A 25,243-nucleotide genomic window follows, 5' to 3' on the forward strand; every position below is an offset into this window, starting at 1 on the left:
TCAAGGGCTTCTTTCGTTTAGATACCTGCCTGTACTTCCCTGTACAAGCTATTGCATATCCTCCGCCTATTGGTTATCGCAGTACGTTGCTTGAGTTTACTTTCCTTATAGGCTATCCAACTGTTGCGAATTATACAGTGAGTGGCTATAGTTCTTGCTATAAAATTCATATGTTATACGGTCATTCTACACTATTATTAAGCTTAATAAGGCAGATATCATTATATCCACATACTATTTCTCATCTACATATCCCGATCAGGAACCCGATAACATTATACTTCTAGCTAGGCCTCTGTGAAGTTACAATTGCTTAACGATAACAAATGCAGCTCGGCATTCATTAGTAATCATTGCTGGATTATATTGTAGCAATGCCATTATTCTACTCGGAATTTCATTATTAAAAACTCTGTGGCTGCAGAATATCGATTGAAAAACAACGAAGATAAAAATTTAAGCAATCGTTTGTGTAGATTAAGCAAACGATTGCTTTCAAGTTTCATTTTTTATTTAGAAAAAAGTGTTATATTATTGTTATAGAGATTAAGTTCTTTAAATAGAACCAACTATAAAATCCGATCCAAAAGGATTTTTTCTATTGACTGTTTAGTTTGTTTTAAAATAGGTGATTTTTTAGAGGGACCAATTGGTCCCTTTAAATTTATATGAACTTTAAATTATGGATTCTAGAAGAGATTTTCTTAAAAAAGCCGGAATATTGTCATCGCTGGCTGTTTCACTCCCTACTCTGGTCAATGCCAATACGGCAGCCGCGTCGTTTAATATGTCTGGATATGCAGCTCCAAAAATCGATAAAGTCAGAGTAGCGGTGATAGGACTGGGTATGCGCGGTCCTGGTGCTGTTGAACGCTTGTCCTTTATTGAGGGATGCGAAATTGTCGCACTTTGTGACAAGCATCCAGACCGGGTGGAGCGCGCAACAAAAATTGTTACATCGAAAGGTCTAGCAGCTCCTAAAGCGTATTCAGGTGAAGATGGCTGGAAAACCTTGTTGAAAGAAGAGAAGCTTGATCTGGTCTATATTTGTACGCCTTGGGATTATCATACTCCGATGAGTATTGCGGCGATGAAAGCGGGTAATCACGTGGCTTGTGAAGTCCCGATCGCTTTGACAATCAAGGATTGTTGGGAGGTGGTAAAAACATCCGAGGCAACTAAAAAGCATTGTATGATGCTGGAGAACTGCTGTTATGATTTCTTCGAAATGCTGACATTGAATATGGTGCGCCAAGGCTTGTTTGGCGAGCTCGTTCACGCCGAAGGTGCTTATATTCACGATTTGCTTGATCTTAACTTTGCAAAAAATGGCTATGATAACATGTGGCGCCTAAGAGAAAATATAAAACTAAATGGAAATCTGTACCCTACACATGGACTTGGACCTGTGGCACAATGCTTAAATATCAATAGAGGGGATAAAATGGATCATCTTGTGGCGATGTCTTCCAGTGATTTTATGATGGGAGAAAAAGCGAAAGAGTTAGCCGCTAAGGATTCTTTTTTTCAGGAATTTGTAGGAAAGAAATACCGTGGTAATATGAATACAACGCTTATCCGTACGGCCAAAGGGAAAACGATTATGTTGCAGCATGATGTTACTTCTCCTAGACCTTATTCTAGGCTACATACACTGAGTGGTACCAAAGGGTTTGCACAAAAGTATCCTACGGAGAATATTGCTTTTGGTCATGAATTCATTACAGAACAGAAATTGAAAGAACTGTATGATAAATACACCCCAGAATTGGTAAAATATATTGGTGAGCAGGCAAAGCAGGTCGGTGGACACGGTGGGATGGATTTTATGATGGACTGGCGTCTAATTGATTGTTTGCGCAATGGATTACCTTTGGATCAGGATGTCTATGACGCTGCTTCATGGAGCTGTATCGTACCGTTGAGTTTCGAATCTGTCGAAAAGAACTGTAAAACAGTTGATGTACCGGATTTCACAAAAGGTGCATGGAAAAATAATACGCCGGTAGAAATCACGTTAAAAGGTGGCGGAAATACGCCTATCCGTTCGAGATCAGCGAAAAAAGAAAATATACAATTGGGCGTATAGCCCTCCTATATAAAATGACTTATTGAAGGGGAACTTTTTATTGTTCCCCTTTTATGTTTATCTTTAATTATGTTATTCAATCTGACTCTAATTACCTGTTTATCGTTATTTTCCACTAAGGATACACTTTCCTGTTGTGTTGGGGAAAATATACCTACGCGCGCTGGTATGATAAAATCCCAAATTGCCCAGCTAAAAAGCAAGAATGCGGACAAAATGATATTGGTCGAAGGGGGCAAATTTCTAATGGGAAGTTCAAATTTTGAAGATAGTAAGCCCCTACATCAGGTTGAACTAAATTCATTTTATATGGATGAACATGAGGTCACAAATGCACAGTTTGCGCAGTTTGTAAAGGAGACGGGTTATGTAACTGTTGCTGAGCGGGAGTTGGATCCGAAAGATTTTCCGGGGGTGGATCCCACGATGTTAGTCCCGGGATCGGCTGTGTTCTCTAAGCCCAAAGAACTTAATTCATTAAATAATTACCTGATGTGGTGGGAGTATGTCCCTGGTGCAAACTGGCAACATCCCGAGGGACCGAATAGCTCAATAAAGGACAAAATGAATTATCCCGTTGTTCAGGTTGCCTATGAAGATGCTGCAGCTTATGCGAAATGGGCAGGCAAGAGATTGCCTACGGAAGCGGAATGGGAATATGCGGCTAGGGGACGTAATGATGCAAAAGACGACTTGTATTATTGGGGAAAGGACTTGAAGCCTAATGGTAAATGGACCGCAAATATTTATCAGGGAAAATTTCCTGTGCAAGATTCAAAGGAAGATGGGTTTGAGGGGGCTGCACCTGTAAAATCATTTCAGGCAAATGCGTTGGGACTGTATGATATGGAAGGGAATGTGTGGGAATGGTGTGCTGATTTTTATAGGCCCGATTACTATCAGCATAGTACAACAGTGAATCCCAAAGGACCACAGGATTCTTATGATCCGCAGGAGCCAAACCTTGAAAAACGCGTTCAACGGGGCGGGTCATTTCTTTGCAACGATCAATATTGTGAAAGGTATAAAGCCGGAAGCAGAGGAAAAGGGGAGGTCAACAGTCCTACAAATAATGTTGGATTTCGCTGTGTGAAAGATATCAAATAGAAAAGGCTTGCATTTGCAAGCCTTTTCTATTTGATTGATATGCCTTATTGTGCATTCAAAAACATTGATTTTTGATTGTACAATTCTCTGAAATAAGGATCGTGAAGATCTTTGATAAAGCGAATTGCTTCACCAGTTGATTTCATTTCAGGGCCTAATTGCTTGTCTACTTCAGGGAATTTGTTGAAAGAGAATACAGGTTCTTTAATCGCGTATCCCTGTAATTTACGTTCAATCGTAAAGTCTTTCAACTTATTGACACCTAACATGACTTTAGTTGCGATATTGATGTAAGGAACATCATATGCTTTAGCAATGAAAGGAACTGTACGTGATGCACGTGGATTAGCCTCGATAACATACACATTTTCACCTTTGACAGCAAACTGAATGTTTAATAGACCTCTTACGTTCAACGCTTTTGCTAGCTTAATAGAGTATTCTTCCATTTTGTCCTGAACAGCTTGTGAAAGGCCAAATGGAGGCAATACTGCCGATGAGTCGCCAGAGTGGATACCTGCAGGCTCGATGTGTTCCATCATACCAATGATGTGTACATCTTCACCATCACAGATTGAATCTGATTCAGCTTCTTCTGCACGATCCAGGAAGTGGTCAATCAGAATATGATTTCCAGGAAGGTTTTTCAATAAGTTGACGACAGCTTTTTCTAAATCTTCATCGTTGATGACAATGCTCATGCCTTGTCCACCCAATACGTACGAAGGACGAACCAATACTGGATAGCCAACTTCGTTTGCAACTTGTAATGCTTCTTCTGCTGAAGTTGCGACACCGTATCTTGGATATGGAATTTCTAATTCTTTCAATAGATCGGAGAAACGGCCACGGTCTTCTGCCAAGTCCATGTTCTCAAATGAAGTACCGATGATTTTTACGCCAAGTTGCTCTAGACGCTCAGCCATTTTAAGAGCCGTTTGTCCACCCAACTGAACGATAACACCTTCGGGTTTTTCTAATTCGATGATCTCACGTACGTGTTCCCAGAATACGGGTTCGAAGTATAATTTGTCAGCCATATTGAAGTCTGTCGATACAGTCTCCGGGTTACAGTTAACCATAATCGCTTCGTAACCACATTCTTTAGCCGCCAATAAGCCGTGTACACAAGAGTAATCGAACTCGATACCTTGACCAATACGGTTTGGACCAGAACCTAAAACGATGATTTTCTTTTTATCTGAAGAGATGGATTCGTTTTCTTCTTCGAACGTCGAATAGTAGTATGGTGTTTGTGCAGGGAATTCTGCAGCACAAGTATCGACCATTTTGTAAACACGGTTGATGCCTAACTCCTTACGACGATCGTAAACTTGATCCTCGGTTACATTTCCTAATAACCATGCGATTTGCACATCTGAATAACCTTTTTGTTTTAAGGTCATGAAGAAGTCGCGTGGAATATTATTCAATTGATAACGACGTAATTCTTGCTCAAGGTGTACCAACTCTTGGATCTGTACTAAGAACCATTTATCGATACGTGTTGCCTTACGGATAGATTCCAAAGGAACGCCTAATTCGAAAGCGTCTTTGATATGGAATAAGCGGTCACCACTTGGATGTTCCAAACTATCCATGATTTCGTCAAGGTTTCTCCATTGACGACCATCAGCGCCTAAACCAGCGCGGCCAGTCTCCAAGGATTGACATGCTTTCTGTAAAGCTTCGATAAATGTACGGCCGATTGCCATTACTTCACCTACCGCTTTCATTTGTAGACCTAATTCTTTGTTTGCTCCTTTGAATTTATCGAAGTTGAAACGAGGGATCTTAACAATCACATAATCCAATGTTGGTTCAAAATATGCGGATGTTGTCTTTGTGATCTGATTTTGTAATTCATCTAAGTTGTAACCGATCGCCAGTTTAGCTGCAATCTTCGCAATTGGATAACCCGTTGCTTTCGATGCTAAAGCGGAAGAGCGTGATACACGTGGATTGATTTCGATGGCGATGATCTCTTCGTTTTCTGGGTTTACAGAGAACTGAACGTTACAACCACCCGCAAATGTACCAATTGAACGCATCATCAGGATAGCCTGATTACGCATATCTTGATAACATTTGTCTGATAATGTCATGCCTGGTGCAACGGTGATCGAGTCTCCAGTGTGGATACCCATTGGATCAAAGTTTTCAATAGTACAGATGATGATAACATTGTCATTGGTATCGCGAAGTAATTCCAACTCAAATTCTTTCCAGCCCAATACAGCTTGTTCAACCAAAACTTCATGTGTTGGTGATGCATGTAAACCTCTATTTAAGGCTGCGTCAAAATCTTCTTTTCTGTGAACAAACCCACCTCCTGTACCTGCAAGGGTATAAGATGGACGTATAACAAGCGGATAGCCAATCTCTTGTGCCGCTTCTTTACCTTCAAGGAATGAGTTTGCAATTTTGGATGTTGCAACGCCCACACCGATATCAACCATTAATTGACGGAATTCTTCGCGGTTTTCAGTTTTTTCAATGGCAGCAACATCAACACCGATAACTTTTACATTGTATTTTTCCCAAAGACCTAGGTTGGAAGCTTCGATACATAAGTTCAAAGCCGTTTGGCCACCCATGGTAGGAAGTACAGCGTCAATGTTGTGTTTTTGCAAAATTTCTTCAATACTTTCGCAAGTTAATGGAAGTAAGTAGACATTGTCCGCAACAACTTTGTCCGTCATGATTGTTGCAGGGTTTGAGTTGATGATGGATACTTCAATACCTTCTTCTTTCAATGAAAGGGATGCTTGAGATCCAGAATAATCAAATTCACAAGCTTGACCGATAACGATGGGACCTGATCCGATGATTAAAACCGACTTAATGGAAGTGTTTCTTGGCATTATATCTAGTTCAAAAAATTAAATTTCCTATTGTAAATCTGAGCAAAGACAATCAAAAATAGCTCATGGGGAAGGGTCATTCCGACTGCTTTGTCGGAGTGCAAAGTTACATTTTAAATTTTGAAAATTAAGTATTTATTTTAATAATATTTCAAAATTAAATGCCGTTTGTTGGAAAAGTAGTCCTGAAAAACAAAAACGAGTATAGAACCTTCATGATTTTAGAGCTATTGGTGCTGTGAAATCATGAAGGTTGTTGTTTTCCGATAACAGTGAGTTTTGAACTCATTGATGCTTTAATGAGAAACCACAAGTCAATAAAACATGCAGGTTTAGAAAACTGTCCAGATATGTTTAATAAACGATGATTTCGTCTGTAAACAAGTATCCTTTTTTAGGATTGCTGGCTTTGATCTTTATATAACGCGCCTGCTGTGCTTTGTCAAGTTTGAGTTCAAACCTTTTGAAAGTCAACTTGGACTCTTTATCGGATATATCATTTTTGATTGTTCCTACCGATCTGAAGGTACGGCCATTATCCGAAAGCAGGACTTCCATTTCTCCGGGCATGTAAACGCCCGGGCCAATCATCTGCATAAAATTCATGGCTACCTGGTGTATTTCTTCTCTACGTTCCATATCCACGACCACATCAATCGGACTGGTGAATCCTTGCCATTGGCCATCGTGATAGGAAAGTCCACCCATGATTCCATTTGTTAAGGTAGAATCTTTTTGTGCTGGATATCCCGACCATGCTGTGTTGTACGTTACTTTTTTTCCGATAGCGCGATGAATGTCAATATCAAAGGATAGGGTTGGACCAATTTTGATAGAATCTAGAAAATAAGCCGCATTGATATGGCCTGTCGAGCTGAGTTCAAATGGTCCGGTATACGGCGTAGACTGGATTGTAGGCTCACTGCCATCAATGGTATATCGGATCTGATCTGTTTTTAGTTGCTCGGTTGTCAGCGTAATTTTATTGTTGTTTTTAGCTGCATTGTATGTTGCTGTATAAGCGACATTAAAGGAAGGACGGTAGTAATTGACGTTCAGATCTTGTAAAAGCTTATAATGAGATTGCAGTCTTCGCTGAAAGTCAGTCCAACTTTTCCCATCTTTATTGGTCCAATTGACCTCTGCTAAAGCCAGTGCACGTGGGAATACCATATACTCAAGGTGTTCGGTGGTAGGAACATATTCTGTCCATATATTCGCTTGTGCTCCGAGAATATGCTTGGCTTTATCTCCTTGTATGGCCGCTGGAATAGGATCATATGAATACACCTTATCCAGTGTCAGGTAACCGCCGATGGCCTCAGGCTGTGTCCGAGGGTCTGTCTGATAAGAATCAAAATAGAGGTGTGAACCGGGAGTCATGATGACATCGTGGCCTGCATTTGCGGCCTTTATGCCGCCATCTTCACCGCGCCAGCTCATGACGGTAGCTCCTTCGGTAAGTCCCCCTTGTAGGATTTCGTCCCAACCGATCAGTTTTCTACCCTTAGATTGCAGGTATTGATCCATTTGTCTGATGGCATAGCTCTGCAGTTCGTCGACAGATTTCAGTCCTTCTTTCTGCATGAGTGCCTGATCTTTTGGACAGGTTTCCCAATGCTTTTTCTCAGCCTCATCACCACCGATATGAATGTACTGGGAAGGGAATATTGTAAGCACTTCATCCAATACATTTTTCAGAAATTCAAAGGTTTTTTCATTGCCGATACAGAATTCTCCCTGACTATAGGGCTTTCCGGAACAGGAGAGTTCGGGATACACGGCCAATACTTCTTCCGAATGTCCGGGCATTTCTATTTCGGGAATAACATTGATTCCTTTGCGGGCTGCATAATCGACCAATTCGCGGGCTTCCTCCTGTGTGTAGAATCCACCGCTGGCATTTGGCGTACCTTTTTCTACATATTGACGACCATTGTTCCACCAATCTTTCCAGCTGGTATGTGTTCGCCAGGCCGCCTTTTGTGTTAATTCCGGGTATTTCTTAATCTCCAATCGCCATCCCGCTCCATCGGTTAAATGCCAATGAAAGTTGTTGAACTTATAGATGGCCATGATGTCGATATACTTTTTTACAAAAGATAGCGGCATAAAATGGCGCGATACATCCAGGTGTAATCCACGATAAGCAAAGCGAGGCTCATCGACTATAGTCGCATAGGCTACTTTACTTGGATCGGCTTGTAGATAGCCTAATTGAACCAGCGTGTAAATCCCATTGATCACCTGAGGTACATTCCAAGCCCTGAGTAGCAGGCCTTTTTCATCGATTTGAATGGAATAGGCGTTCTTACTCAGATTATCTGCATCGACAGCTTTAATAATGCGAAAGCCTTCTTTAGGGCCTTTTTTATTTTTCTTGAGTACTTCGACAGTGAGGCTTTTGATGGCGGGGTGTTCAGTAAGTAACTGTGTCGCCTCCTGAAATTCATCTGAAACAATAACCTGAAGATGTGCAGGGATAGCGTATGTTCCAGTAGCCAAGGTGATTTTCGAAGGTTTGGGTATAATGTCAAAGTTGGTTTGGGCTTGTGCTGTAAAAATGGTTGCACCCCCAAGTAACAACATGGATAAAGATCGGCTCAGTCGCATAGTTTTGTTATTAGATTAATGATAATCAACACAAATATCCTAATTTTTGTTTCATAATTCTATTATTGACGGCAATCGCTCATTTTTTATGATATAAAACCAACAAATTGACGGTTAGAAATTACATTTTTAATCCTTAACTTTGTTGTATGATTGAACTTCCAGTTATTCCGGCAACTCCTGCACAACGCAAGCCTGATTGGTTGCGTGTCAAATTGCCTGTTGGTAAAGAATATAGACATGTCAGAAGTCTTGTAGACGAGCATAAATTACATACAATTTGTGAGAGTGGAAATTGCCCGAATATGGGCGAATGTTGGGGGGCTGGAACGGCAACCTTCATGATTTTGGGAAATATCTGTACACGTTCTTGTTCATTTTGTGCGGTAGCAACAGGTCGTCCTTTGGCGGTGGATCTGGATGAACCTAATCGTGTTGCCAATTCTGTCAAGTTAATGCAGGTAAAACACTGTGTGATCACTTCGGTGGATCGTGATGACCTAAAAGATGGTGGTTCGATAATATGGGCGGAGACAATAAATGCCATTCGTCGGGAAAGCCCAGAAACAACCTTAGAAACACTTTTGCCAGATTTTAAAGGACAATGGGATAATTTGGACCGCGTGATCGCAGTACGTCCCGAGGTTGTTTCGCACAACCTTGAAACTGTACGTCGTTTGACAAGAGAAGTTCGCGTTCAAGCTAAATATGATCGTTCACTTGAGTGTCTGCGTCGGATTTCTGAAGCTGGACTCCGTACAAAATCAGGAATTATGCTTGGTTTAGGGGAAACAGAGGAAGATGTTATCGAGGCAATGCAAGATTTATATAACGTTGGGGTACATATTTTGACACTGGGGCAATATTTACAGCCTACCAAAGCTCACCATCCTGTAATCGAGTGGATTACGCCTGCACAATTTGAGAAATATCAGAAAATTGGTTTGGAAATGGGATTCAAGTATGTGGAGTCTGGACCGCTGGTTCGTTCTTCTTACCATGCAGAGAAACATTTATTTGATATGCAATAGAAAACATTTCTAAGTTTTTTAACAAAGAATATTTTTCGCAAGATATAAAAAGAAGCCTGGGTGATTTTTTTGCTCAGGCTTCTTTTTTCTATTTTTTTTTTAAATGAAACGGTTTGCCTCTAGGGGTTGAAAAACTTATTACTCTTGTTCATCATCGATAATCTGCTAAAATAGCGAGATTTCAATTGGAAGAGATTGGTCTATGGGCACAACAATAGACGAGCACTAGAAAACGTAATTGTTTCTTTCCGATGGTTCGAGTCTTAAAGGTTGAAAACTGTACGAAGTAAAATTGTTCTCCCGCGAAGTTCAAATTCATTCTGTGAAATCATATTGGCCGTCATCAGGTAGGTGCGATAGTTTTTGATATTGGCCAAATTATTCATTTCCAATTCGATATCCATTTTCCACTTGTTGATCTTATAGCGCGTAAAAAAGTCTATGAAGGTATAACTTGCATTCTTCATGTTTGTTTGAAAGGTGGAAAGATTACGTAGGTTTAGCCGCATAAAGCCATTTTTAAAGGGACTGGCCGGAAAGCCTATGTTATGCATCATGGTGGTAGTTTTGTTTTGGATCGCATTGTCAAGGCCCTGTTGTTTGCTCCGGCTCCAATTGAATAGTCCTGAATAGGAAATATTATAAGATTTAAATACCTTAGCTTCAATACTAGGCTGAAATAGGTAGCTCATACTTCGAGTAGGCACTAGCGCATTGTTTAACAATTGATTGTATTTGAAGTAAGAAATGCTTCCTTTTAGTTTGAGGGTACTTGCCAAAGGGAAGATGTATTTATCAAATCCGATCTGAGATGACCATCGATCTTGCAGGTTATCCATATTGACCAATATGTTTTCGGTGATGTTATTTTTTATAACGGACGATAACATCGTGTTGGAAAGCGATCTTGTATAGCTAATACCTGCATTTGCAAATAATACTTTTAGGGTGCGGGCCAAATTATAATTGAGATTAAACGTATGTTTTTTGGATTCATTTAGCGCTGCATTATTTTGGCTAAGCATTCTATAGTTCCGTAATACGGCACCACGGTATATATCTTCAATATTGCCTATATCCTGCGCAAATTGATAGTTAAATTGAAGATAGTCTTCTTGTGAAATCTGCCATCTTGCTTTTAAATTAGGATTGATCAGCATGGAATTTTTGGACGTGGCCAGTTGATGGCTGACATCTTCATAATGCGTAAACAAATAGGTGATCGGGATCTCGAGCTGGGTTTCAAATCGATTTGTTTTCCAGGAATATTGCGGTGTAATAAACGCTTGGGATCTGCTCCAATACAGATTATTACGGGTATTATCGCCCAATGTTCGAACACGTTGCTCATTATCTACTATGGTAAGGAGTGAGTTGAAATGTTGGCGATCTGTATTGAAGCCAATTTGATAATATTGTTTGATTCTGCCTTTATTGAAGCGATAACCTGTACTGATCTCCGTAAAAAAGGAAGGAACTTCGATTTGCTGGCGGCTGCTTTTATAGGGAATGCTATCGTTGAGTATTTCTGGAAAAACACCGGGATAGATCTGTAATGTCTGCGGTTTATTGCCATAATTTAAAGACCAGTTGATTGCAATAATGTCATTGTTTTTAAGTTGGGGTATATAGCTGAACAAGTTGCTGAATCCCTTGATGTGGTGTTTTTGGAACTGCTCGATCTGCCCTGAGGAGTTTGCCAGCAATGCTGTAATATCTTTTTTTTCATATTCAAATGATAAAGTATTGCTCGCATATTTCTTTTCCGTATTGGTAGATGCCGAAAGTCTGGCTGCGCCAAGCCAACGCGCTGTTTTCATGTGATTTTGCTCATTAAAATAAACGTCACCATCATCGAGCAGGTATTGCGTGTTTGAGGCATTATTTTGCCTATCGTTGTCGTATAAAACCTGAATATTGGATTTTAGCTGCCAGAGATTCTTGAGATTGTATAGGTTATTGGTGTTCAGTGAACCGGTATTGTTGAAGTAATAATTGTTTTTAGGAATATTTGGACTGCCTGTTGTGCTCGTCGCCAGGAGATTGTTGATAGTCGAGCTGCCGAACTTGGCCAGTAAAGAGGATTGATTGGCTCCAATAATATCTCCGGAAAGATCATGACCTGTATTATTCCCGTTGAGAACATTCAGCAGCTTTACTTTCTTGTTGAATAGGATTGAATTCAATTCAGGATCATAGAGATTGGGGGTGCCGACGCCAATTTTGGCCTGTCCAGTGAGCTTCAGCTTGGCTTCCTCTTTGATAACGAGATTGATGGCGACGTCGTCTGTAAATCTTTTATTTTTAAGGACCTTATAATGTTCGTGATTGTCGAGCACCTGAATGTCCTTTACCATTTTATGCGGGATTGTCCGTGTACCTACACCATAGCGATTTTCCAACAGATCGTCACCGTCAATGTAAAGTTTAGAAACGGTTTTATCCTGATATTTTATAAGCCCCGATTCGGTAACTTCCATGCCCGGAAGGCGTTTGATTACGTCGCCTATATTGCGATCCTCCTCTTTGGCAAAAGATCCGACGTCGTAGGAAATCGTATCATTTGAACGGCTCACTTTAGGTTTGCTCTTTACAATGACGTCTTGTAGCAGATTGGTTTTTGGAACGAGGGCGATCCGAAGATTGGATGTCTGTGTGCCAAGTTTGAGTTCAAATTTTTCGTAAGTAAGGTGATTGATCTGCAGGTAAAGGCTCGCATATTCCTTTGTCAATGTGATTGTGAAACGCCCATCTTTATCTGTCGGCTTGAAAGCGATGATTTTACCGTCTGAAAGGATGTTGACACTGGCAAAGGGTACGGGATGCTGTGTCTTATCCACTTGGACCGTTCCACTAATCGTTTGCTGGGCAAAGGTTATTTGCCCAAGCAAAACGACTATAAATAAACATAGAAATACTTTCATTAAGGCGTCAGCTCTATCGGATTATTGGTAACCTTCGAAGGTTTGTATTTATCGTCTCTTGAAATATTGAAACTTTTTATTTTGGATGGATCCAAAGCACCAATAGGGGAGCTTCCACCTGAATTACCGGATCGAACGGCAACGATGTTTCCGTTTGAGCCTACATTGATGGCTCTATTCTTTCCGGATTGCGCTTGCATGTAGGCTTGAGGATTGGCCTTAAAGGCTTCCTGAATTTTCTTTACTTCATCTGTCGTACTTGCGATGGTATTTTGTGGCAGTTCGACAAATGTTTTTCCATCTTCAATTTTATCGAATCCGGCGTAAGCAAAAATCACTTCATTTTTTGTGTCCCGTGCGTCAAGGATAAGTCCGGGTAGACCATGGAGTTTCCAGGGACCATAGGAAAATGGAAGTTCGGTTGTAAACCAGGCGATATAGGTGCGGCCTTTGAATGTTGCCTTCGCATTTTGGCAATTGTAACCACCGATTTCTTTACGATCTCCCAAGATTTCCCAATCCTGTGTGGGATATGGTGAAGTAATGGAGAAATGGTCACTAGCAACGGATACTACCTCAGTTATTTTATTTTGATCGGGGTTGATTAGATAAGATGATGATGAGGGCGAGGAGCGCGTAGTAAGGGTTAGATTGCCGGAAAATGCGGGATCTTCCATCTGTTTTTTGACCTCTTCCTGCATGCGTTTGGATGAATATGACGTATAGTAGCTGCCCTGCTGATTCAGGTAAACCACTGTTTCATCGCGTAAAAATTGGTCCCGTTGGGTACTGTCATTGACATGTTTGAATTCGTAATGTACTTTAGCGATGGCAGGAGTACGCTCTTGTGCAAATAATAGCTGCGTGGCCACAGACAGTAGGATTGATAATGAATATTTCATAAATATATGTTTATATCGTAAATATACGAAACATTCGTAATTCTAAAAATTTATTTGAACTTTTCGTTATTATCCTCCCTAGGGTTATGCTAATGCAGGTTAAGAAAGGTTTGACTTGTTAGCAATACTTTTGTTAGCTATCTTGTTTCGTTAGCGGTATAAGTTTATTGGGTATGGCTAGGCATATCAGTTCTTGTTATCTTTTAAACAGGGTCTCACCTGCAATTACTGTCCGTTCTGTTTTTACATTTCGCAGTTGCTCATTTGGAATTTTCAAGATATCCTTTTCGAGGATAACAAAATCGGCATCTTTTCCCACTTCGATACTTCCTCGTTTTTTCTCCTGAAAACAAGAATATGCCGCCCAGATCGTCATTCCTTTTAAGGCATCTTCACGGCTTATGGCATCTTGCATCTGAAACCCGTGGTTAGGATAGCCTTTTTTGTCGACACGTGCTACAGCGGCGTGGAAACCATATATGGGGTTAAAATGTTCAACCGGAAAGTCACTCCCCAAAGCGAGTTTGCCATATTCTGCCAACAGACGCTTATAAGCGTAAGCGCCTTTCATACGTTCTTCACCAAGTCGATCTTTGGCCCAGTACATATCGGAGGTTGCGTGTGTAGGTTGTACAGATGGTATGATTTGATACTTTCGAAACTTGTCAAAATCTGTAGGCGATATAATTTGGGCGTGCTCGATGCGCCATCTACGGTCGCCATTATTTTGGAGGTATTTGCCATAGATATCCAGAATAATACGATTGGCCGAATCGCCTATTGCATGGGTATTTGCCTGAAACTTACTTTCGGCAATCTGTTTGATCATGGCTTCGTATTCCTGGGGGCTATGGAGGAGAAAGCCGTGGGTGGGGGCATCATGGTAATGTGCGAGGAGGCATGCGCCACGAGATCCCAATGCACCATCGGCGAGCAGTTTAAATCCTTTGATCTCGAAACGGTCCGTTTCATAGAAACCCTGTTCGATAAATGACTTTATGTTTTGGGGATTGCCGAGGATCATGGCATAATCTCTAATTTTCAACTGTCCTTCGCGATAGTATTTTTTTAGGAGATCGAGTCTTTCTTTTGATAAACCTGCGTCTACAATAGTGGTTAGACCGACGGAAAGGAGGGAGTCTTGCGTTCGCTTGAGCATTCTTAAGTAATCTTTCTCACTCGGAACCGGGATTGTCTTATTGACAAGATCCATTGCATTGTCGATCAAGAGGCCATTGGGGATATTATTATTCCCGCCGACCACACCGCCACGAATCGTCGGAATACTGGTTAATTTGGCCCATTCTAGCGCTTTGGAATTGGCTACCGCCGCATGATAATCTACACGCATGAGGTAGACGGGGATATCTGGGAAAGCTTTGTCGAGTAGGTCCTTGGTTGGGAAAGTTTTATCTTTCCAGCGATTTTGGTCCCAGCCACCACCGATCAGCCAAGTTTTGTCCGGATTTTTTTGCTGGTAGTTTTTGACACGTTGAATAACCTCCTCGAAAGAATCGCTACCGTTTAGGTCGACTTGATCCATTAGTTCGGCCTCGTCAAATAAATGGGCATGAGCATCGTAGAATCCCGGATAAATGGCCTTCCCCTGCGCATCAATTTTTTCTATTGTTTTGTACTTCCGCTGTATTTCTTCATCGGAACCGATGGCAATAAATTTACCGTCTTTGACAGCAAAAGCTTGTGCCATACTAAAAGCCGAATCTACAGTATATATTTGCGCATGATAAACAATGAGGTCCACTTTCGTTTGTGGTGAACATGAAATGATTGTCAAGCAGAACAAAAAAATGATGATTGGGAAGGTTTTCATAACCTAAAAATAGCAAAAAGCTTTGAATAAACGGAAACTAGGCTTGGGGCTAGATCTATTGGAGATGCGGACTCGGGGTTTTGACTTATCGAATTGCTTTACGTGAAGTACCTACGCTGAATTGTCGCGTATTATTGGGACAGGAGATCATCAGTAAAGTAGTGAAAGGCAACCTGAAGGAAAAGTAATGCGAATACGGATTATCCAAATACAAAAAAGGCTATCCAAATAACTTGGACAGCCTTTTTAATTCAAAAATCAAAATACGTGATTAACAGTACTCGTCAAATGCTGCAACTAAATTGTCAGCAATCATTTGTGCCGGGCGACCTTCAATCATATGTCTTTCAATCATGTGTACCAATTTTCCGTCTTTAAATAAAGCCATTGCTGGTGAAGATGGCGGATAAGGCAACATGTAGTTACGTGCAGTGTTTACAGCATCAGTTTCCATACCTGCGAAAACAGTGACCAATTTAGCTGGGTGTTTTTCATTTTTTACAGCAGCTTTTGCAGCTGGGCGTGCATTTGCTGCAGCGCAACCACAAACAGAGTTTACAACCACAAAGACAGTTCCTTCTGATGCGATAGCCTGATCAACTGCTTCAGGAGTTTTTAATTCTTCAAATCCTGCATCAACTAACTCTTGACGCATTGGAGTTACTAAATATTCTGGATACATTATTTCTTAAGTAAAATGTTAATATTCTATTTTAATTGTTTCTATAAAGCTTTCTGTCGCTGGGCAAGTATTTTTAGTCCGTATAAACAACAGCTATACTTTATGCTTACAAATATAGCTGTAAAAGGCTGCTTCGTCAAGACACTTGTCTCAAATCAATGTCAGAAAATCTTTTACCGCATGAAGTCCATTTTCAAGACGTTGATCGCCGAGCCCGGAAATAAGACGGTAATTCGCATTAATGGCGTTCAATTCGCTTTTCCAGATCTCCATGAAGTGTTCGCGCTGTTCTGGAAAATCCCGTAGTGGATCATCCTGCCAAGGTAGATCGATATCCATCAGCAGATAGAGATCATAAACATGTTGTTGAATTTTATCGGTCACTTCCTGCGGCGTATGACCGAAAAGATGATCTGACCAAATTTTTACCGTAAGAAAGGTGGTGTCACAGATGAGGAGCTGGTCTTGCGCTAAAGGGATCAGGGCTTCCTCAAGGGCTACCTGTCCATAAAACATATTGACTTCGTCCTGCAGGGTATATTTATTGTTGAGGCTTTGGCAATAATAACGTGAATACTCGGGTACGCATACCGTCTGAAATTCCTTGGCAAGAAATTGTGCCATCGTTGATTTTCCGGTGGACTCGGGGCCAACAACGGCAATTTTTATGAAATCTTTTCCCACATCGATCGTTTTGATAAGCAATATTACGCAAAATTTTTATAGGTTTTCTGCCAATCGCGATAGCCATTCCAAGCGATGAGCGTGAAAACAAGGTAGAGTACTGCGGTCAGCATAAGGTCTTTGTGTATATAGAGCGGGATATAACAAATATCCACAAATACCCATAAGAGCCAATTTTGAAGCACTTTGCGCGTCATCAGAAATTGAGCAACAAAACTTACGGAGGTGCAGAATGCGTCAATATAAGGGACATCGGAATTTGTCTTGCTATCGAGGAGATAACCGATTGATAGTGTTAGGATCAGGATTGCCAGGAGGCAAAGGAGCAGCTGCCCATTGCTGGCTTTGACGATAGGTTTCTTTTTTTCTTCTTTTCGTCTTATCCAATAATACCAACCGTACACAGCTGTGGACAGGAAGTAGAACTGTAGTACAGTATCTCCGTACAGTTTGGCATTATAAAACAGAATCGCGTAGGACGCTACGCTGATGATACTGATTGGCCAGTTCCATATATTTTGCTTAGCGGCCAAATAGACACAAAGAAAGCCTGTCAGGGTACCTAACCATTCGAGCCAAGAGGTCTGGGCAAATTGACGCGCAATCTGCTGAAAAAAATCCTGCATGTGGTGTATTAAAAATTACACCCTAAATATACAAAGTCTGCCCTATAGTCCGTTATTGAACCTGTTTATTCGCGCAATTGGTACTGGCAAAGGACTCGGGCTTAGCCTTAAAAACAAACCCCATACCCATAATATACCCCATGGCTTCTTTCAGGGCAACATTTGACTGGAAATTTGGATTGGTGTTGATGTCGGCGTGGACTTCGAGGTCTACTTTGTGTTTTTCGAGGAGGGGGCAGAGTTGATAGGCTATATCGATGGATTTTTGGACTTCGAGCAGCATCCTTTCTTTAATGCTCATTCGGTGATGCCTTTTGTCCCGTTGGATAAACATAAATCCACCTTTATGTTCCCGGAGAAAGACGATGACTGTAGCGAAGTCGATGATGCCTCTCTTGACTTGGGAATCGGTGCCTATATAAACCTTGAGCTTATTCCCTAGGGCATCTTCTCGTTTAATGACTTCCTCAACAGCATCGAAAATCGTGGAGCGAATGGATTCGCCATTGTATTTTTGCCATCTCATAGCGATATAGATTAGATATAAAAAAATTAAACTTCATCATTGATATAAATTTACTGAATTTCAATGATCTAAGTGTTAATTTAGTTTTAAATAATTTATCCACATTAATGATGTTTTACACCGTAGGCCAGGTCTCCGGCATCACCGAGTCCAGGTACAATATAAGCTTTTGAGGTCAGTTCGTGGTCGACGTCACCTACCCAGATGTGCGCCGTAGGTACAAAAGCCTGAACGTGATTCAGTCCTTCCTCGGATGCAATGGCTGCAACAATGTGTAATTCCTTGATGTCATATTCGGCCAGGAGATCCTTACAGCATAATACAAGGCTCTTTCCTGTGGCCAACATGGGGTCTACAATGATTACTGTACGATTATCTAAGTTTGGTGTATTGACATATTCTTTATGAATTTCAAACTCACCGCTCTTTTTGGTATGCCGATAGGCCGCAATGAAGGTATTGTCGGCATGATCAAATACATTTAAAAGTCCCTGATGAAAGGGAAGTCCCGCTCTCAGAATTGTAGCGAGTACGGGTTGTTCCATCAAGAGATGGGTTTTGGCCACACCTAACGGAGTTTCAACTTCAACAGGTTTATAAGCCATCGTCTTGCTGATTTCATAAGCGAAAATTTCACCTAATCGTTCCAGATTCCGACGAAAGCGCATGCGATCCTGTTGAATCGTGATATCTCTCAGTTCGGCAATAAAATGATTTGCAATGCTATTTTGGGTAGATAGAATAGTGACCATGGCGTGTGTGCTAGTTCAGTTAAGCTAAAGATAATAAATAATCAATTGAAAGTAATAACATCTATGGTATTATTATAGTTTGCGCTAAAATGGTAAAATTTTTAGTAAATTTGTGTAAGACCATAGCAGGATATGGCCTGGACCACAGGTCAACAAATCGTCTTGAAGCAGATTGAAACCATCGGATTACAAAAACTGTTTTTGAGCTTAGGGCTCAAGCAATGCGTGGTGCAATGTTTGCTGGAAAAGGCCTGAATGGTTTTCTTAAAGAAATAGGAAATATATGAAATTTGAATTGACATCGGAGTACAAACCCACAGGCGATCAGCCAGAAGCAATTAAGCAGTTGGTAGCAGGGGTAGAGCAGGCAGAGCAATACCAGACGCTTTTGGGGGTAACGGGATCGGGCAAAACCTTTACTGTTGCCAATGTGATTCAGGAAACCCAAAAGCCGACATTGATTTTAAGCCACAATAAAACTTTGGCGGCTCAGTTGTACGGTGAATTCAAACAGTTCTTTCCCAATAACTCGGTCAACTATTTTGTGTCTTATTACGATTATTATCAACCCGAAGCTTTTATTGCTTCGACAAATACCTACATCGAGAAGGATTTGGCGATTAACGAGGAAATCGAAAAGCTGCGTTTGGCAACCACGTCGTCATTGATGTCGGGACGGCGTGATATTGTTGTCGTCTCTTCGGTATCCTGTATCTACGGTATGGGAAATCCGGAAGATTTCTCCCGGTCTATCTTTCGTTTTGGGGTCGGTATGACTGTCACTAGAAACGCTTTCCTGCATAAGTTGGTGGAGATTTTATATTCGCGAACGACCACAGAGTTTAAACGGGGTACCTTTCGGGTTAAAGGTGATACAGTGGACGTGTTTCCGGCATACTTGGATAATGCTATTCGGATTTCATTCTTTGGGGATGAAATTGACGAACTGAGTGAGATCGATCCCATTTCAGGGAAAACGCTCAACAAGATGGAAGATCTTGCTCTTTTTCCAGCAAATCTCTTCGTTACACCGAAAGAAAAATTCAAAGAATCGATCTGGGCTATCCAAGATGAATTGATGCAACGGAAAACGCAACTGGAAGATGAGGGCTTAATGCTGGAGGCGAAGCGTTTAGAGGAGCGGGTCAATTATGATCTGGAAATGATGCGTGAACTGGGCTATTGTTCGGGGATTGAAAATTATTCCCGCTTTTTTGATGGTAGACAACCGGGGATGCGTCCGTTCTGTTTGCTGGATTATTTTCCGGAAGATTACCTGTTGGTCATTGATGAGAGTCACGTGACCTTACCGCAATTACGTGCGATGTATGGAGGTGACCGATCGCGAAAAGTTTCCTTGGTAGAACATGGGTTTAGGTTGCCCGCGGCTTTGGATAATAGACCTTTAAACTTTCCGGAGTTTGAATCCTTGACAAATCAGACGATTTATGTATCGGCGACTCCGGGCGATTACGAACTGCAGCAGACCGAAGGTGTTGTCGTTGAGCAGGTCATTCGCCCAACAGGACTTCTGGATCCAATTATTGAAGTACGACCAGCGATTAATCAGGTCGATGATTTCTTGGAAGAAGTCGATAAGAGCATTAAAGAGGGAGGACGTGTTTTGGCTACTACATTGACCAAACGCATGGCTGAAGAACTTTCCAAATATATGACCAAGCTGAACTTAAAAGTCCGTTATATCCACTCTGAAATTAAAACCTTGGAGCGGGTTGAAATCTTGCGGGGGCTCCGCTTGGGTGAATTTGATATCCTGGTCGGGGTGAATTTACTTCGTGAGGGGCTTGATTTGCCGGAGGTCACGCTTGTTGCTATTCTCGACGCGGATAAGGAGGGCTTTCTGCGTTCCGAACGATCGCTTATTCAGACGATTGGTCGCGCGGCCCGGAATGATAAAGGTCGGGTTATTATGTATGCGGATAAAATGACGGATAGCATGCGCGTCACAATAGATGAAACCAATCGTCGCCGAGACAAGCAGATGAAATATAACTTGGAACATGGCATTACACCGCGTACTGTGGGCAAAACAAGAGAGGAGATCTTAGAGCAGACTTCTGTTGCTGATTTCTCGGGTATTGAACCTAAAATTTATGTTGAACCTGATCCGTCGCAGGCCATTGCAGCTGATCCAGTGATGCAGTATCTCAGTGAGAAGGATCTGAAGAAAGCGATCGATAACGTACGGAAGAAAATGGATAAATCAGCGAAAGAAATGGATTTCTTGGAAGCAGCGAAATATCGTGATGAAATGTTCTCCTTGGAGAAGCTCTATGAAGAGCGATTCCCTTCGTAAAGGAAGTCGGTTTTAGTTATTGTTAATCAATTTAAGATTTGTTAAACGACGCTAAATAGCGTATAAATTAAGATTCCACCGTCCATATTTGTAGCAATTGTAAATAAATTGGCTACATATGAAACATTTAATCTACAGCATAATACTGTTTTTTGTGCTTTCCGCAGCATTCTGCCAAAGTAAAATTTCCTACGGGATAAACGCCGGGTACACGAATGCTCCTGGACCTAATAGATTGGGCCGTACTTCCTAAGGTTAACGATTGAACTATATTGTTCAATTGTTAACATATTTTGCGTAAATCAAATTCTTCTCAGTAAATTAGTGCTCAAATCTAAACTAAAACATACTAAAAAATGAAAAAGCCAATTCTCGTTGTCAAATTTGGATCGGCTTCTATTACCACGAAAGAGGGAGAAGTTGATGAACGTATTGTTTTGGAGATCGCTAGGCAAATTGCTTCCTTACAAAAGAAATACAATATCGTCTTGGTCTCTTCAGGTGCTGTTGCTGCCGGTAAACGTTTTCTGCCCAGCTACACAGGAACGCTATCCGAACGCAAAGCAGCTGCTGCAATTGGGAACCCTATATTGATTAATACGTATTCTACTTATTTCCGACCGTTTAAAATTTCATTGGCGCAGAGTTTATGTGAGCGACATCACTTTTCCAATCGGGATCAATTTCTACAATTGAAAAATACGTATGAGGAATTGTGGCGGAACAATGTTATTCCAATCGCAAATGAAAATGATGTGGTGAGTAATAAAGAACTGAAGTTTTCAGATAATGATGAGCTGGCAACCTTGATTGCTGTTGGTTTTGGTGCCGAAAAATTACTGTTTAGCACTTCCGTTCCTGGTGTGTTGGATGCAAACAACAAGATTATACCGCAAATTGAAACAATTGACCGGGATATTTTAGGGCTGGCAAGGAAGGATAAATCTTCCGTAGGATTAGGGGGAATGACCTCGAAATTGAACTTTGCTCGATTGGCCAATCAAATGGGGATTGCTGTGGTGATTTTTAGTATGCAAACCGAGGAGGCGATACAAAAAGCGGTTAAGCACGAGACTGGCACATTGTGTCTGGCTCAAAGTAAGAAGATCTCTTCCCGCAAGAAATGGCTCGCGAGTGGAAGTTTAATAAAAGGGGAATTGATGGTTGATCGTGGAGCGGAGGAAGCATTATTGAAGCACAAAAGTTTACTCGCTGTGGGGGTAACCCGTATCGTCGAGCATTTTGAAAAAGGAGAAGTGTTAAATATTGTCAATCTAGAAGGCTTAACTGTTGCCGTTGCCCGCGCGAAGATGGATTCATCCGCTTTGTCCCAGACCAGTAAAAAAAATGTAGAAATTGCACATGCAAATGATATTGTATTATTATGAGTGAATCCATCTTAAACCAACTTCAGGCGGCGGCCAAAGCAAAACAAATTTTGCAACAACTGGCTCCTGATACCAAAATAACTATTTTAAATGCCATCGCAGAAGGTCTTATCGCACATACTACTGATGTATTAAAAGCCAATAAGATTGATTTGGATCGTATGGCTGATGACGACCCCAAAAAGGATCGTCTTTTGCTCAATAGCGATCGTCTAAAAGGTTTGGCTGACAGTGTTAAGCAGATCGCTCAGTTGGCAGATCCAACAGATCAGTTATTACTAAAAAAGATATTGCCAAATGGATTGGAGATCGAGAAAATTACGGTTCCACTCGGAGTCGTTGGGGTCATCTACGAATCGCGACCTAATGTGACGATAGACGTTGCTGCATTGTGTATTCAGTCGGGTAACGTTTGTCTATTGCGCGGTGGTTCGGACGCGTTACACACCAACGAGGCGTTGTTGAAAGTGATCCATGCTGTCTTGGAGCAGTATGGTATTGCAACAACTATTGTGCAACTGTTGCCTGTTGATAGGAAGCATGTTTCGGAATTATTGGAAGCTACCCAATTCGTGGATATTATCATACCACGGGGTTCACAGTCGCTGATCGATTATGTCAGGGAACACGCTAAAGTACCAGTTATTGAAACTGGAGCAGGAGTATGCCATACTTATGTGGACCGTACAGCAGATTTGGATATGGCAGCGAAAATTGTTGCCAATGCTAAAATTTCCAGGCCATCGGTGTGTAATTCTTTAGATACTGTTTTGGTCGATCGTGCTGTTGCTGCCGAGTTCCTAACGAAATTGAAAACTTATTTTGAAGATGTTCAGGTGGAAGTTTTCGCGGACCCTACAGCTTATGAGGTATTACAGGGTCAACATTTTTCAAATTTAAAGCGCGCAGATGAAGCCGATTTTGGAAGAGAATTTTTAGATTTGAAGTGTTCAATAAAGACGGTCACCAGTTTGGACGAAGCTTTGGAGCATATCGCAAAATATTCTTCCAAACATTCGGAATGTATTGTTTCTTCCAGTGAACTCCATATTGAACAATTTTTGAATACAGTGGATGCTGCCGCGGTATATGCCAATGCATCTACACGTTTTACGGACGGAGGTGAGTTTGGTCTGGGTGCAGAAATAGGTATCTCGACCCAAAAGTTACATGCCCGTGGACCATTTGCATTGGAAAAATTGGTAACAGAGAAGTGGATTGTCCGCGGAAATGGACAGATCAGATAAGCATAGATCATGGGATTAAGTTTTAAGAAAGATGTATTGATGAATTGGATCGAAGAAATTGGTAAATTTCTTCGCATATGGACAGAAGGGCATGATGCTTTTACGGAGCCGACTGATCCAGCAGTATTTGAAGATGCTTATGAGAAATTCTTCGAAAAGAGTAGGACCTATTTTTTAAATCTTTCCGAAAATGAACTTTCGGCATATCTCAAAACAGATCTTCAAATTCAGCAACTACATCCATTGGCTTTAACGTTGTTATTTGATGGTTTGAATGCTACAGATGGCAATCAGGAGAATTTACTTCGTAAAGCAAAGTTTATTTTGAATCTGGCGATGGCTGAAACGGCGAGCTTTGCCTTTCAGGATTATCAATATCTTGCTATGATCGACAACAAATTGAAGAGTCTTTAGATTAACAAAGCTATCCGTCATGCAAAGCCCTAAAAAAGTGTTTAACTTTTTGGGTTCATTGCATGACGGAGACCTTAGCGCAGGATCTCACGGGCAATCACCAGACGTTGGATCTCAGAAGTTCCCTCATATATTTGCGTGATTTTTGCGTCGCGCATTAACCTCTCGACATGATATTCTTTTACGTAACCGTAGCCACCGTGGATCTGTACAGCTTCGACAGTGTGTTTCATGGCAACTTCAGATGCATGCAGTTTGGCCATGGCAGCTTCTTTACCGTAAGGAAGCCCCTGGTCTTTCGTCCAGGCAGCTTTATACGTCAAAAGTCGAGCTGCCTCGATATCAACTTCCATGTCGGCCAATTTAAACTGTATGGCCTGATGATCCGAAATCGGTTTTCCAAAGGTCTTTCGTTCTTTTGAGTAAGCCAAAGCAAGGTCATAGGCACCCGCAGCAATTCCTAAGGCCTGTGCCGCAATCCCAATGCGACCGCCATCGAGTATTTTCATAGCAAATTTAAATCCGAAGCCATCTTCTCCGATACGGTTTTCCTTGGGAACCTGAACATCGGAAAATAGGAGTGAATGGGTATCGGAACTACGGATACCCAATTTGTTTTCTTTAGGACCAATGGTAAATCCCGGCAGCCCTTTTTCAACGATCAATACATTGATTCCTTTGTGGCCTTTTTCAGGATGTGTCTGTGCAATGACAAGATAGATATCGGCATGGCCACCATTGGTGATCCAATTTTTTGTACCATTTAGGAGATAGTGATCCCCCTTATCTTCGGCGGTGGTATGCTGTGAGGAGGCGTCCGAACCAGCTTCAGGTTCTGACAACGCAAAAGCACCAAGTTTTTCACCTTTCGCTAAAGGAATCAGGTACTTTTGTTTTTGTTCCTCTGTACCATAAGCATTGAGTCCATATAATACCAGGGAATTGTGGGCGGATACGATAACGGCCGCTGAGGCATCAATTTTGGCAATTTCTTCGAGCACAAGAACATAGGCCAACGTATCCATTCCAGCTCCGCCATAAGTTTCGGGGGTCATGATACCCATAAACCCTAGTTCGCCCATTTGCTTGACAAAATCTGTTGGAAATTTTGCGGCTTCATCGCGCTCGATTGCCCCAGCCTTTAGCTCCTGGGCAAATTCCCGCGCTGCGTCGCGGATCATTTTATGCTCTTCGCTTAATTCAAAATTCATGGCATTTCAGTTTTTTGGTTCATCAGTTACCAAGC

At 41.4% G+C, this 25,243-nt stretch carries 18 protein-coding genes; 7 read left to right on the forward strand and 11 right to left on the reverse strand.

All coding sequences use genetic code 11. The features are described 5' to 3' along the window. Nucleotides 1-682: 682 nt before the first annotated feature. Both B3600_RS04405 and B3600_RS04410 read left to right on the forward strand, forming a co-directional pair. The gene (locus B3600_RS04405) at nucleotides 683-2,089 is read left to right on the forward strand and encodes a Gfo/Idh/MocA family protein (RefSeq protein ID WP_286752228.1); all 1,407 of its coding nucleotides are present in this window, start codon (nucleotides 683-685) and stop codon (nucleotides 2,087-2,089) included. A gap of 168 nt (nucleotides 2,090-2,257) precedes the next feature. Continuing rightward, nucleotides 2,258-3,196, forward strand: coding sequence for a formylglycine-generating enzyme family protein (locus B3600_RS04410; RefSeq protein ID WP_286752229.1), 939 nt, complete (start codon nucleotides 2,258-2,260; stop codon nucleotides 3,194-3,196). Nucleotides 3,197-3,240: 44 nt separating this feature from the next. Here the strand turns inward: B3600_RS04410 and carB are convergent, their stop codons facing one another. After that, a complete protein-coding gene (gene carB, locus B3600_RS04415; protein ID WP_115047090.1) occupies nucleotides 3,241-6,060 on the reverse strand; it encodes a carbamoyl-phosphate synthase large subunit in 2,820 nt (939 codons plus the stop codon). 354 nt (nucleotides 6,061-6,414) lie between these two features. After that, entirely contained in the window at nucleotides 6,415-8,673 is a 2,259-nt protein-coding gene (locus tag B3600_RS04420; protein ID WP_286752230.1) for a beta-N-acetylhexosaminidase, read from the reverse strand. 149 nt (nucleotides 8,674-8,822) lie between these two features. Between B3600_RS04420 and lipA the strand changes: the two genes are divergently transcribed. Beyond that, a complete protein-coding gene (gene lipA / locus B3600_RS04425; protein WP_046672297.1) occupies nucleotides 8,823-9,704 on the forward strand; it encodes a lipoyl synthase in 882 nt (293 codons plus the stop codon). Nucleotides 9,705-9,967: 263 nt separating this feature from the next. Here the strand turns inward: lipA and B3600_RS04430 are convergent, their stop codons facing one another. The 8 genes from B3600_RS04430 to upp all read right to left on the reverse strand — a co-directional run bounded on the left by B3600_RS04430 (nucleotide 9,968) and on the right by upp (nucleotide 18,631). After that, nucleotides 9,968-12,628 (reverse strand): hypothetical protein, encoded by a 2,661-nt coding sequence (locus B3600_RS04430; protein WP_286752231.1) that lies wholly within the window; start codon nucleotides 12,626-12,628, stop codon nucleotides 9,968-9,970. Next, complete coding sequence (locus tag B3600_RS04435; RefSeq protein WP_286752232.1) at nucleotides 12,628-13,530, reverse strand: GLPGLI family protein; 903 nt, start codon at nucleotides 13,528-13,530, stop codon at nucleotides 12,628-12,630. The genes B3600_RS04430 and B3600_RS04435 overlap by 1 nt, the downstream gene beginning before the upstream one ends. A gap of 196 nt (nucleotides 13,531-13,726) precedes the next feature. Further along, nucleotides 13,727-15,361 carry an amidohydrolase gene (locus B3600_RS04440; RefSeq protein ID WP_286752233.1) on the reverse strand — a complete coding sequence of 545 codons (1,635 nt, stop codon included), beginning with the start codon at nucleotides 15,359-15,361 and terminating at the stop codon, nucleotides 13,727-13,729. Between the two features lie 271 nt (nucleotides 15,362-15,632). Next, nucleotides 15,633-16,043 (reverse strand): BrxA/BrxB family bacilliredoxin, encoded by a 411-nt coding sequence (locus B3600_RS04445; protein ID WP_070563263.1) that lies wholly within the window; start codon nucleotides 16,041-16,043, stop codon nucleotides 15,633-15,635. Nucleotides 16,044-16,193: 150 nt separating this feature from the next. Next, nucleotides 16,194-16,727, reverse strand: a complete 534-nt coding sequence (locus B3600_RS04450; protein WP_070563596.1) for an AAA family ATPase — start codon at nucleotides 16,725-16,727, stop codon at nucleotides 16,194-16,196. A 23-nt stretch (nucleotides 16,728-16,750) separates the two neighbouring features. Continuing rightward, the gene (gene pnuC, locus B3600_RS04455; protein WP_070563266.1) at nucleotides 16,751-17,353 is read right to left on the reverse strand and encodes a nicotinamide riboside transporter PnuC; all 603 of its coding nucleotides are present in this window, start codon (nucleotides 17,351-17,353) and stop codon (nucleotides 16,751-16,753) included. Between the two features lie 52 nt (nucleotides 17,354-17,405). Beyond that, the gene (locus B3600_RS04460) at nucleotides 17,406-17,879 is read right to left on the reverse strand and encodes a ribonuclease H-like YkuK family protein (RefSeq protein ID WP_046672303.1); all 474 of its coding nucleotides are present in this window, start codon (nucleotides 17,877-17,879) and stop codon (nucleotides 17,406-17,408) included. A gap of 104 nt (nucleotides 17,880-17,983) precedes the next feature. Continuing rightward, on the reverse strand, nucleotides 17,984-18,631 hold the full coding sequence (gene upp / locus B3600_RS04465) for a uracil phosphoribosyltransferase (protein WP_046672304.1): 648 nt from the start codon (nucleotides 18,629-18,631) through the stop codon (nucleotides 17,984-17,986). Nucleotides 18,632-18,914: 283 nt separating this feature from the next. Between upp and uvrB the strand changes: the two genes are divergently transcribed. The 4 genes from uvrB (at nucleotide 18,915) to B3600_RS04485 (ending at nucleotide 23,997) form a co-directional block, all read left to right on the forward strand. Continuing rightward, nucleotides 18,915-20,948: an excinuclease ABC subunit UvrB gene (gene uvrB, locus B3600_RS04470; RefSeq protein ID WP_286752234.1), complete on the forward strand. Its 2,034-nt coding sequence runs from the start codon at nucleotides 18,915-18,917 to the stop codon at nucleotides 20,946-20,948. 356 nt (nucleotides 20,949-21,304) lie between these two features. Continuing rightward, nucleotides 21,305-22,336: a glutamate 5-kinase gene (proB, locus tag B3600_RS04475; RefSeq protein ID WP_046672306.1), complete on the forward strand. Its 1,032-nt coding sequence runs from the start codon at nucleotides 21,305-21,307 to the stop codon at nucleotides 22,334-22,336. Next, nucleotides 22,333-23,583, forward strand: a complete 1,251-nt coding sequence (locus tag B3600_RS04480) for a glutamate-5-semialdehyde dehydrogenase (RefSeq protein ID WP_286752235.1) — start codon at nucleotides 22,333-22,335, stop codon at nucleotides 23,581-23,583. The genes proB and B3600_RS04480 overlap by 4 nt, the downstream gene beginning before the upstream one ends. A 9-nt stretch (nucleotides 23,584-23,592) precedes the next feature. Beyond that, nucleotides 23,593-23,997 carry a hypothetical protein gene (locus B3600_RS04485; protein WP_046672308.1) on the forward strand — a complete coding sequence of 135 codons (405 nt, stop codon included), beginning with the start codon at nucleotides 23,593-23,595 and terminating at the stop codon, nucleotides 23,995-23,997. Between the two features lie 74 nt (nucleotides 23,998-24,071). Here B3600_RS04485 and B3600_RS04490 read toward each other — a convergent pair whose 3' ends face one another. Beyond that, nucleotides 24,072-25,208, reverse strand: a complete 1,137-nt coding sequence (locus B3600_RS04490) for an acyl-CoA dehydrogenase (protein WP_286752236.1) — start codon at nucleotides 25,206-25,208, stop codon at nucleotides 24,072-24,074. Between the last annotated feature and the right edge of the window lie 35 nt (nucleotides 25,209-25,243).

This window comes from Sphingobacterium sp. UBA2480 (genome assembly GCF_002341965.1).
Taxonomy (GTDB): Bacteria; Bacteroidota; Bacteroidia; order Sphingobacteriales; family Sphingobacteriaceae; genus Sphingobacterium; species Sphingobacterium multivorum.